The following is an 11,844-nucleotide window of genomic DNA, read 5'->3' on the forward strand; positions in this document are numbered from 1 at the left end:
ATCCAAACTGTCTTTTTCAACTTTAATATTAATCTCTGGAAATTCATCTTTTACTACATCAATGTTGAACGCTAAATTCTCGTAGTTTTTTAAGTTTTTATTACTTGTACTAAGAGTATAGTCAAAATTTGAAAAAACTTGCTTAGAAGCTTCGAAAACACCCGCCCCTTTTGAAATAAAAGGCAAAGTGTCTTTGGTAAATAGGTTCACATTATCAGTAGATTTTGTATGCAGTTGCCATTTTATCTGAGTCCCTTCTGGCACTAATGCATTTCCTGTACTTTTTAAAATTTCATCTTGCTTTTTAGTATAACTAGGATAATCTAAAACCATTTCAAAGCTTAATAATGAAGGTGTTTCAACCACTTCAATAGTGTATGGTTTTGAGGTTACACCATTTCCAGATAGTTGAAATGTTACCGCTTCCTTAGGTTGTGTAAACACATATTCAAACTCGCCAACAGCTTTTTGTTGCAGAAAGTAAGTTTCATCATTATAGGAAATCTGAGCACTTTCAGGAGTTACTTCGCCCGCGGTTTTTACAATAAGCTTAAAATCTGTGTTTTCAATTGCATTCAAATTATCATTCACTACGAAAAATTGAAATGGTGCAGGTGGTTCGTAAGCCGTTTTGTAGTGCACAACACGTTTATAGCTATCGCTAAACCAATCAAAATTTCCTGTAAAAAAAGTTAACAGAAAAATGGCAATAGGAATAGCTGCATATTTTAAATAGCCAATATTTTTTTTAAAATTAATCGCTAATTTAAACGGTACGGGTTTTAATTCTGAAGATTTTTGTTCGATGCTTGCCAGTAGTAATTCAGATTTTGAAGTATTGCCATTAAGTTGTAAAACATTCAACAACTTATCATTCACTTCTGGAAAATGTTTTCCAATAATTTTTGAAGCCACTTCGTAGTCTATTCCCTTTTGAAGCTTAAATAACTTTGCTAAAGGAATAAAAATAAACTTGATGAGCAACCCAAATTCAACAGCAATAAATAGCCAGAACAAAACCGTTCTAGCAGTAGTGTTTAACCATAAAACATGCTCAACAAAAACAATAAACAAAAAATACAATAAACCTATAGCGAAGAACAGAATAGCGCCTTTAAGCAATTCATTGGTGTAGTATCGCCTAATGAATGCTTCTAACTTGTTTTGTATGTCTTTAAAATTATTCATGATTTGGGGAAAAATGCCCTCGCAACTAACAATTAACTTACTAAACTACAATTTTATTTTAATTAGTAAATGCTTAGCTTTGGTAAAACTAAGTTAAAATGACCAGTTAAATGCGATTTTCACATTAGTCGAAATGAAAAAACTTCTTTTTCAACATGAAAGATCTAAAATATTTTGCAGCCTTTTCAATTCCATTAATGGCTTTTTTAAGCATTTACTTTAAAGGCTATTTTAGTTTTTTAACGCCAGTATATGCTTTCGTTTTTTTACCCATTCTAGAGCTCATCTTATCAACAGATAATTCAAATTTAAACAACGAACAAACCGATAGTAAACTTAAAAACACGTTGTTTGATTGGATGCTGTACTTAAACCTTCCTCTTGTTTATGGTTTACTTATTTACGCTCTTATCGAAATAACACACAACACACCTACTACATACGAAATTGTAGGTTTAATTTTTTCTTTAGGTATTGTTTTGGCTGTTAACGGTATAAATGTAGCGCATGAACTTGGTCACAGACAAACCACGAACGAACGATTCCTAGGTAAGGCCTTATTGCTTCCTTCGCTATATATGCACTTTTATATTGAACATAATTTTGGCCACCATTTAAACGCTGCCACACCAGAAGATCCTGCAACTGCCAGATACAACCAAAGCGTGTATTCCTTTTGGTTTACATCCATATTTAGGCAATATTTCAAGTCGTGGGTCATTCAAAACAAGCTACTTAAAAGTAATAATTTGTCTTTCTTTTCTATTAAAAATGATATGCTTTGGTACGTGGTTTTTCAAATCGCATATTTAGTAATTGTGTTTTTAATGTTTGGTTATTTAGGCTTCGTTTTTGTTTTAACCTCAGCCATTGTAGGGTTTGTGCTTTTAGAAACCGTTAATTATATAGAACATTACGGGTTGTTGCGTTTAAAAACAAAATCTGGACGCTATGAGCGTGTTGGCGAAATTCATTCATGGAATTCAAATCACGTTATTGGAAGAATTGTGTTGTATGAATTAACGCGACATAGCGATCATCATTACAAAACATCAAAAAAATATCAAATTTTAGATTGTCATGAAGATAGCCCGCAAATGCCTTATGGTTATCCAACTTCTATGGTGTTGTCTTTAATTCCGCCATTATGGTTTAAAATTATGAATAAGCGCATTCCTCAGGACATGATTTTAAAATAGTTTACAGTCACAGTTTTTAGTATGCCATTTTAAACAACTTTGAACTTTAAACTTGAACTTTGCACTTCAAAAATCTATCTTTGCAGTCTTAAACAAAAACAATGACCAAAAATGTTCGTGTGCGTTTTGCACCAAGTCCAACCGGACCTTTGCATATAGGTGGTGTTCGGACCGCTTTATTCAACTATTTATTTGCTAAAAAGCATAACGGAACCTTTATTTTACGCATTGAAGATACCGACCAAAACAGGTATGTTGAAGGTGCAGAACAATACATTATTGACGCCTTAAATTGGTGCGGCATGCCATTGGATGAAGGGCCAAATACGAACGAAAAATTTGGACCATATAGACAAAGCGAACGTAAACATTTATACAAACAATATGCTGATGAGTTGATTGCTTCTGGCAATGCCTATTATGCTTTTGACACTTCTGAAGCGCTTGATTTTCATAGAACAGACCACGAAGCCAAAGGAAAAACTTTTATTTACAATTGGCATAACAGACTTAAATTAAGTAATTCTTTATCGCTTAGCGCTGAAGAAACTCAAGCTAAATTAGATGCGGGAGAGGATTATGTGATTCGTTTTAAATCGCCTCAAGATGAAACCCTGCATTTAACAGATATTATTCGTGGGGATATTAAAATTGATACGAATGTTTTAGATGACAAAGTTTTGTTTAAAAGTGACGGCATGCCAACCTACCATTTAGCAAATATTGTGGATGACCATTTAATGGAAATCTCGCATGTTATTCGTGGTGAAGAATGGTTACCAAGTTTGGCACTTCACTACCAATTATATAAAGCTTTTGGATGGGATGCGCCAGAATTTGCACATTTACCGCTTATTTTAAAACCAACAGGAAAAGGAAAATTAAGCAAGCGTGATGGCGATAAATTAGGCTTTCCAGTATTTCCATTACAATGGACCGACCCAAAAACTAACGAAATTTCAAGAGGTTATAAAGAAGATGGTTATTTCCCTGAAGCCATGGTTAATTTCTTAGCCTTTTTAGGTTGGAATCCAGGAACAGAACAAGAAATATTTACTCTTGATGAACTAATAAATGCTTTTGAATTAGAAAGAGTAAACAAATCTGGCGCACGTTTTGATCCTGATAAAATCAAGTGGTTTAATCATCATTACATGCAAGAGCAAAATAATGATGTGTTGGCAGAAGCTTTTAAGAGTCAAAACTCTGAATTAGCCGAAATTGACCTGAGCTACATCTCCATGGTTGTAGGTTTAATAAAAGAACGCGCAACGTTTGTTTCAGGTTTTTGGGATTTGAGTAATTTCTTTTTCACAGCGCCTACTTCCTATGATGAAAAAGCATCTAAAAAGGCCTTTAAAGATGATACAAAGTCATTAATGTCAAAACTCGTAGAAATAGTTAATAATGTTGAAGATTTTTCAGTAGATAACCTTCAAACTGATATTAAAGGCTGGATTACTGCTAATGAAATTGGTTTTGGTAAAGTGATGATGCCACTACGTTTAGCACTAGTTGGTGCCTTACAAGGGCCCGATGTGTTCGATATCATGTATATGATTGGAAAAGATGATACGGTAAAGCGGATTGAGAATTTAATAAAAACGATTTAATAATATTACCAAATAAATTAAAAAGCCTATCCAGTAAAAATGGATAGGCTTTTTTTAAAACCGGTTTTTATTCAAAAATTAATCATCACTAAAACGAAACCATAGCTCCAAAAACAAGCATCGATAAGTTCCCTTTAAAACGAGAATCGCCTCCAGAAGTATCTATATCTTCGCTTTCAAGCTTTTTTAAAGTATTAGTAAACCCGTAAATATAGTGCGCTCTAAGTTTCAAAAATTTAAAACCTGCTGTTATACCTACTGCACCATTCAAATTAAATTGAGAAATGTTGCTAATATCGGTGGCTAATAAATCATCATAATTATTAATAAAATAACTTTCCTTTGCTTCATTTTTAAATTCTAATCGGCTATTGTATTGCAACATCGGCCCTACATCTAAAGTCACATAACTTCCAGCTAATTTTGCATGCAACATAAGTGCTAGTTGAGCAGCAAAAAGCTTGTAGTCTACAAATTCCGAAGCCATACTAGACGCTTCAGGTCTTCCTAAGATACTTATTGTGCTTTCAGATAAATGCATGCCATAGCTCATGTTATACCACCTGTTCGGAATATCTACTGTAGCACTTAATCCGCCAATAAAACCTTCGCCTTGGGTGGTTATAAAATTATCAGTTTTTAAATCTACTTTTGTAATACCACCAAAGATTCCAATACCATTAACGATATCATAACTTCCATGTTGAGAGAAGCTTTTTGTAACAAAACATATAGGTAATGCTACTAATAAGAAAAGTTGTATTTTTTTCATACTATTTTAGGGTTAGGTGAACAAATATAGCTTAATTTAGTAATTCTTATTTTTTTAACCATTTTAATACACAATTATGAGTTTCGTTTTCATCCCATTTGTAGTCATCGGATTATTTATTTTAATCTCGTCTTTCTTTGTTGTTAAACAACAAACCGCGGCTATAATAGAACGCTTTGGTAGGTTTCAAAGTATCCGCCAATCTGGTTTACAATTAAAAATTCCTTTAGTAGATAAAGTTGCAGGTAGACTAAGTTTAAAAATCCAGCAATTAGATGTGATCATTGAAACTAAAACTTTAGATGATGTGTTTGTTCGCCTAAAAGTTTCTGTGCAATATAAAGTGATCCGTGAAAAAGTTTATGATGCCTTTTATAAGCTGGATTATCCGCACGATCAAATTACAAGTTATGTGTTTGATGTAGTACGTGCAGAAGTGCCTAAAATGAAGTTAGATGATGTTTTTGTTAAAAAAGATGATATCGCTTTAGCTGTAAAAGCAGAACTGAATGATGCGATGTCTGATTATGGTTTTGATATTATTAAAACTTTAGTAACTGATATTGACCCAGATGCACAGGTAAAAGAAGCTATGAATAGAATTAATGCCGCAGATAGAGAAAAAACGGCGGCACAATATGAAGGTGATGCAGCACGTATTTTAATTGTTGAAAAAGCTAAAGCTGAAGCTGAAAGCAAACGTTTACAAGGGCAAGGTATTGCGGACCAACGTCGGGAAATTGCTCGTGGTTTGGAAGAATCTGTTCAAGTACTAAATAAGGTTGGCATCAATTCACAAGAAGCCTCTGCTTTAATTGTAGTAACACAACATTACGATACGCTCCAATCTATCGGTCAACATACCAATAGTAACCTTATTTTATTACCAAATTCGCCGCAAGCAGGAAGCAATATGTTGAATGATATGTTAGCAAGTTTTACAGCTAGTAATCAAATTGGTGAGTCTATGAAAGAGGCTAGAATTAAGAAGAAAGAAAAATAATATTAAAATAATAATACTTAGACCTGTTAGACATTTAAAAACTAACAGGTCTTTTTTTATGAAAAAGGATGGCGTTCCTCCCATTTTCGCATCGGATTCATATACTTCACAATACATTTTAAAACCGTATTAGCCACAAAGTTATTCGTGTGATTTAAATAAATATACATGGTGTGTGGCTTTGCACCAATAGAGCTTTTAATTTCCATGGCTGTTCTAGCATACACTATGGTTTTAAAGCCATTTTCAATACCAAAAGACGCCATATTGAAAAGCATATTTAAATACATTTGGTGTTGATATTGCAAGGCTTTATTATAACCTAAAAAATAAGTTTCTACGATTTTATTGTTCAAAATAAGTGTATAAAAACCCACTAGCTCTTCTTTAAGGAAAACACCAAAAACTTTAAAGTTATCTTTTAGGTGAACTTTTAATTCATAAAAATGGTCCTTTTGAAGCTTAAACGAATTAACTCGAGCATTGTCTGATACGGTTTCGTATAAACTAAATATAGCATTAGAATTCGTACTTAAATAATCCTCATCTAATTCCTTATATTTAAGATCAGAACCTTTTTTTCTTGCTGTATTATATCGTCGACGATACTTTTTGTTGAAAGCAGAAATATAATCGTCCGTATTTTTCCAACTTTCAGCAACATTAAAAATCATATTTGGCTGAACTTGTGCTTTATACAGGTTATTTGTTTTGAAAAAGGCAATACTTTCATGAATGTTGTCATTTTCAAAATAATCCTTTAACACTATAATGCGAACCTTTTTATTGAACTTCGATTTAATTTCGACTATTAAATAATCAAGTGCTTTTTCTAAATGACTTAAATAATCGTTTTGTGAAATTTCATTTTCATTAAAAAGGATTCCATGTTGACCAGTATGCATTAAGTTACCAACAACCAAAGCATTTCCTTTAACAATTTTTGAAACCAATTGTTTTCCAAGCTGTTTCAAAGTGTTATTGCTGCTTTTTCTAAAAATATCATCAGCATACATTTGAACGCGTTGTACAATAGCGATGCCAACCAAGTTTTCATCTTTAAAAACACCAATATAATAGCTGGAAATATTAGATGGTATTGAGGCTTCAAGCCCTTTTAAAAATGTAGTTTTTAAGAAAATATCATGAATACAAAGAACGTCCCAAGCCTTGGGAAGTTCATTTACGTTTCTATAAATTTTATGGTGTATCAAAATCAATGAAAAAAGACTGAAAATAAACATCTTCAGTCTTTAAGTTTGTTAAAAGCTTACAAAATTTTATAGGCCACAAAGTATGGCGCCCATAACCGCAAGAGTTACAATCCAATAACCTGCGTTGATAAATATATACTTGGCGCTTTTACGTTCAAATAAAGCATTTGTTCCAATAATCGGAAGTGCTACAAAAATTCCAGCCATTGTACCATGAAATGCACCATGCTTAAATGTTCTGTACGCTGTTCCATAATCACCCATAAATGTTTCGAATGATGGTAAAGCAATAGTTGGGTCTCCGCCTACCATTCCTAAGGCTCCCCATTGGTGGTTTGTCATTTGCATAAGTTGTACCGCTAATAATAATGCGAAAACTAAAGCAAGGCCAAAAATTTTAGCCATGTTTCCTCCTTTAATTTTTTCTTCAGTCATTCCAGCAGCTTCCATCCAAGCTTTTCCGAATACTTTCGGGTTGTACCATATAAAGCCTACTACTAAAGCTGCAACAGCAGCAATAGGTATCGCAATTGGGTTAATTGGCATTTCCATATTTTTAAGTTTTTATAGTTAGTGAGCTTTAAATGTACAAAAAAACCCGAAGATGCACTTCGAGTTAATTAATTTTGCTTGTCTAGCAAGACTTTTTAAATTAGATTAAAGCATTAGCTTCTTCAACTAACAAGGTGTTTTTATCTTCCAATGCTTTTGCTATAAAATCATTGATAGCTTCATTTTTTTCTAAACCATTTTTAAGTAAAACACCCAAGGTAATCATCGTAATAATTCTTGTCCCTGATTTCTTTACCGATGTGTTAAACAACGGCTCAACCTCATCATAACTAACGTTTTTGGCTAATTCTTGAATGTCTGTTTTAGCCGTCGCACGCTTGTCATCTGGCAATCTATCATACTTTTTACCATACGATTTTATTTGCTCGATAGCAGAACGATTATTCTGTTGTGGCCGTTTTTGTTGGTTTTGATTTTTGTTTTCCTTTGGCTTTACTTTTGCCCAAGTATCACGTAAACCAACGGTTTTATTAAACACAAATTTATCTGAAGTGGAATCATCATCCACATTAAAATACCCTAAACGCTGAAACTGAAATCTGTCTCCTAATTTGGCTTCCTTTAAACTTGGCTCTACAAAAGCTTCAATAGTTTTTAAAGAATTTGGGTTTATAAATTCCATAAAATCTTTGTCTTGATAGCTATCTGGTGCTTCATCAACAAATAATCTATCGTATTCTCTAACTTCAGCCTTAATCGCATGTGCGATAGATACCCAATGTAATGTGCCTTTTATGCGACGTTCTGTATCTTCAGAATAGGTACAATGAATTTCTTTAATCTCGCCTTTAGCATCTTTAACAACGCTTTCAGCTTTGATAATGTAAGCGTTTTTAAGTCGTACTTCGCCACCTAATTTCAATCTAAAAAACTTGCTTCCAGCTTCTTCTTTAAAATCTTCTTTTTCAATATATAACTCGCGAGAAAATGGCACTTTTCTAAATCCAGCGCTTTCATCTTCTTGATTATTTTCAGCATCAAACCATTCAACTTTATCTTCTGGATAATTAGTAATAACCAATTTCACAGGATCCAAAACGGCCATAACACGTGGGGCAGATTTATTTAAATCTTCACGAATACAAAATTCTAGAAGTGATACATCAATAATGTTTTCTCTTTTTGCAACACCAACGGTTTCAACAAATTTCCTAATAGCATTTGGTGTGTAACCTCTTCGGCGCAAGCCAGAAATTGTTGGCATTCTTGGGTCGTCCCAACCATTTACGATACCATCTTCTACCAATTTAAGCAACTTGCGTTTGCTCATAATGGTGTAACTTAGGTTTAAACGTGCAAATTCGCGTTGTTTCGGCCTTAATTTACTCGTGTCGACAACTTGGTCTAGAAACCAATCATAAAGCTCTCTATGAGGCTTAAATTCAAGCGAGCAAAGTGAATGTGATACTTGCTCAATATAATCACTCTCGCCATGCGTCCAATCATACATTGGGTAAATACACCAATCGTTTCCCGTTCTGTGATGGTGTTTCTTTAAAACGCGATACATAATGGGGTCGCGCATGAGCATATTAACATGTTTCATGTCTATTTTAGCGCGTAAAATATGTTCGCCTTCATCAAACTCACCAGCCTTCATGCGTTCGAATAAATCAAGATTTTCGGCAACACTTCTATTTCTAAAAGGACCATCAACACCTGGTTGTGTTGGTGTTCCTTTTTGTTCTGCCATAGCTTCACTAGATTGTGAATCAACATAGGCTTTTCCTTCTTTTATCAAATAAACAGCCCAATCATATAATTGCTGGAAATAATCAGAAGAAAACAATTCCTTATCCCATTTATATCCTAACCAAGCGACATCTTTTTTAATGGCATCCACATACTCTTGCTCTTCTTTAGCAGGATTGGTATCGTCAAAACGCAGGTTTACGGGTGCATTGTAATATTCTCCAAGTCCAAAACTAATACCTATGGCTTTTGTATGTCCAATATGTAAATAGCCATTTGGTTCAGGTGGAAAACGAAAACGAAGATGGTTTTTAGGCATGCCGTTTGCTAAATCTTCTTCTATAATTTGCTCAATAAAATTGAGTGATTTTCTTTCTTCAGACATAAATTATGATACTCTGCGGGATTAGCTCGATAAAAACCAACCCATTAAACAAAAATATTGTGCAAAATTAGGTAATTTTGACCACGAACCCATTTAAAGTTTTTTAATTGGCTAAAAAAATTGTCCTTTTGTACCCATTCTTGCTTTTTTTTCGTTCCGTAGCGATGCTATGCAACTTAAAAAAATCTTCAAATGGGCAACAAAATACCTAATTTTCGCTTCAATCTAAAAACGTTAAATGGGTTCGACTTAAATTGTCTTGCAATGGGAATTATAAAAGTTGAAAATATTCGCGTATTCGCTTATCATGGGTGTTTGAAAGAAGAAACCAAAATTGGTAGTGATTATCGTGTGGATTTAGAAGTTAAAGCAGATTTACAAACCTCGGCAGTTACCGATAAACTTGGTGATACTGTTGATTATGTGTTTTTAAATAGAATTATAAAAGAAGAAATGGAAATAGCTTCTCATTTACTTGAAACAGTCGCAAAACGTATACTAAACAGGATTTTTAATGAAGATAAACTTGTAAAAAAAGCGACCGTTATGGTAAGTAAACTAAACCCTCCAATTGGCGGTGATGTTGAAAGAGTGACCATAAAAATGACCGAAAAACGTAAAAAGTGATTTTAAGCGTGGAATAATGGCATTTTTTTTTACATTTGTGCTCTCAATAAATATTTTGAGATTCCTTTTTTAGAGGAATTAATGGCGTCGTGGCCGAGTGGCTAGGCAGAGGTCTGCAAAACCTTCTACAGCGGTTCGAATCCGCTCGACGCCTCAAAGAACCTTCAAGTTTTACTTGGAGGTTTTTTATTTTAAATTTTTATAAAAAATTAATTAAAGCTAAGCAAAACCATCTAAATATATTTGTTCGAATCCGCTCGACGCCTCAAAGAACCTTCAAGTTTTTACTTGGAGGTTTTTTATTTTAAATTTTTATGAAAAATTAATTAAAGATAGGGGAGCGGTCTTAAATTAAATCGCTGCCACTTAGACGCTACAATTTTCATTTGAAGGTATTTTAGATAAAAAATTAATACAATGTAGCAAAACCTATTATCTGGAAAGTTGTTCTTAAATGCTATAGATCACAAAAAATTTTCAGTTTATGATGAAAGCTTAATTATTTATTATGAAAATTTCTTCCTTCAACTTTCGCATCTGCTGGTACATAAAAATCCTTTATCCACATGATTTTATCAGAAAACTGCTTATGCTGAAACGTTAAAGTAAGCCTATCTTCTGTCAGTTCTAATATTTGAAAATATTTATAATTTTCTTCAATATTCATTAATTTAGGAAGTTGATTACTTTGTAATTTTATAAAACTATTACCTGTTTCATTTTGAACTACTTCCCATTTTGCATTTAAACTTTCACCACAATCGCTATGCTCACTATTATTATCATTCATAGTCATATCCATTCTATAAGATTGTCTGTAAGATAAAAAACAGTCTCCCATATTCATTCTGATGTTGTTGTTTAACCGTTTTGCTAATTTCCATACCTTCTCATCATTTCCACTAATCAATTCTATGGCATTTGAAGGTAATTTATAAGGTTCGGTTTTTGAGTCTTTACAGGATGTGAAATTTAAAAGAACTACTAATAATCCTATAATACTGAAATTAGTAACTTTCATAGGTTAAAATTTTAAATATAATTAGCAATAACTAGAGCAAGTTAATATCCTAAAACCAAATTGAAATAATGCTTTTTATTCTGGAAGCTTTTCTTTTATAGGATTTATATTTTCAAGCTTTTCTTTGTTTTTCTCGTAAGCTTCGGGAAACAAGCCTTGAACAAATAATAGAATTCCAAAACCTAGTATTACGATAGCGATGACTTTTTTGGTCTTAAAAATGAGTCGTGGTGTTAATTTTGCTTTGAGCCTTTTAGCGATAACTATTTTGACTAAATCTGAAACAAAATAGGCCGCGAGCATTGAAGAAATGAAAACAATATCGCCGTTTTCTGAGGTTGTTAAGGAATCTCCTAATACGATAAAACCCAACCAGCCTAATAAGACGCCTATATTTATAAAATTGAGCAGAAAACCTTTAATAAACAGCTTTCCGTAGTCTTTTTGAATTTCTACTTTATGGTATTCTTTTACTATGGCTCTGAATGATTTTGATGTTTTTATGAATGAAATGACCCCGTAAACAATTAACAAAGCCCCTCCAAATATTAAAAAAC

General features: G+C 33.1%; 10 protein-coding genes, 1 tRNA gene and 1 pseudogene. 5 read left to right on the forward strand and 7 right to left on the reverse strand.

Annotated elements, in window-relative coordinates; genetic code table 11:
• Positions 1–1,188 (reverse strand): annotated as a pseudogene (locus tag WBN21_RS05835) (hypothetical protein); the annotation flags it as partial.
• Between the two features lie 155 nt (positions 1,189–1,343).
• On the opposite strand from WBN21_RS05835, the gene WBN21_RS05840 reads away from it, so the two are divergent.
• On the forward strand, positions 1,344–2,387 hold the full coding sequence (locus WBN21_RS05840) for an alkane 1-monooxygenase (protein WP_424198367.1): 1,044 nt from the start codon (positions 1,344–1,346) through the stop codon (positions 2,385–2,387).
• A gap of 101 nt (positions 2,388–2,488) precedes the next feature.
• Positions 2,489–4,000, forward strand: a complete 1,512-nt coding sequence (gltX, locus tag WBN21_RS05845; protein ID WP_424198368.1) for a glutamate--tRNA ligase — start codon at positions 2,489–2,491, stop codon at positions 3,998–4,000.
• Positions 4,001–4,088: 88 nt separating this feature from the next.
• Here the strand turns inward: gltX and WBN21_RS05850 are convergent, their stop codons facing one another.
• The gene (locus WBN21_RS05850) at positions 4,089–4,772 is read right to left on the reverse strand and encodes a hypothetical protein (RefSeq protein WP_424198370.1); all 684 of its coding nucleotides are present in this window, start codon (positions 4,770–4,772) and stop codon (positions 4,089–4,091) included.
• 76 nt (positions 4,773–4,848) lie between these two features.
• Between WBN21_RS05850 and WBN21_RS05855 the strand changes: the two genes are divergently transcribed.
• Positions 4,849–5,775, forward strand: coding sequence for an SPFH domain-containing protein (locus tag WBN21_RS05855; protein WP_424198372.1), 927 nt, complete (start codon positions 4,849–4,851; stop codon positions 5,773–5,775).
• Positions 5,776–5,831: 56 nt separating this feature from the next.
• Here WBN21_RS05855 and WBN21_RS05860 read toward each other — a convergent pair whose 3' ends face one another.
• From WBN21_RS05860 to WBN21_RS05870, 3 genes are all read right to left on the reverse strand, one after another.
• Complete coding sequence (locus WBN21_RS05860; protein ID WP_424198374.1) at positions 5,832–6,989, reverse strand: GNAT family N-acetyltransferase; 1,158 nt, start codon at positions 6,987–6,989, stop codon at positions 5,832–5,834.
• Between the two features lie 66 nt (positions 6,990–7,055).
• Positions 7,056–7,541 carry a DUF1761 domain-containing protein gene (locus WBN21_RS05865; RefSeq protein ID WP_424198376.1) on the reverse strand — a complete coding sequence of 162 codons (486 nt, stop codon included), beginning with the start codon at positions 7,539–7,541 and terminating at the stop codon, positions 7,056–7,058.
• A 100-nt stretch (positions 7,542–7,641) separates the two neighbouring features.
• Positions 7,642–9,639, reverse strand: coding sequence for a glutamine--tRNA ligase/YqeY domain fusion protein (locus WBN21_RS05870; RefSeq protein WP_424198378.1), 1,998 nt, complete (start codon positions 9,637–9,639; stop codon positions 7,642–7,644).
• 264 nt (positions 9,640–9,903) lie between these two features.
• On the opposite strand from WBN21_RS05870, the gene folB reads away from it, so the two are divergent.
• Positions 9,904–10,266 (forward strand): dihydroneopterin aldolase, encoded by a 363-nt coding sequence (gene folB / locus WBN21_RS05875; protein WP_424198380.1) that lies wholly within the window; start codon positions 9,904–9,906, stop codon positions 10,264–10,266.
• Between the two features lie 83 nt (positions 10,267–10,349).
• Positions 10,350–10,420: transfer RNA gene (locus tag WBN21_RS05880), tRNA-Cys, on the forward strand.
• A 345-nt stretch (positions 10,421–10,765) separates the two neighbouring features.
• Here WBN21_RS05880 and WBN21_RS05885 read toward each other — a convergent pair.
• Entirely contained in the window at positions 10,766–11,287 is a 522-nt protein-coding gene (locus WBN21_RS05885) for a hypothetical protein (RefSeq protein WP_424198382.1), read from the reverse strand.
• Between the two features lie 75 nt (positions 11,288–11,362).
• Positions 11,363–11,844: LysE family translocator (locus WBN21_RS05890; RefSeq protein WP_424198384.1), on the reverse strand; the 482-nt coding region annotated here is incomplete at its 5' end.

It is taken from the genome of Algibacter sp., from assembly GCF_049667265.1.
Taxonomy (GTDB): domain Bacteria; phylum Bacteroidota; class Bacteroidia; order Flavobacteriales; family Flavobacteriaceae; genus Algibacter_B.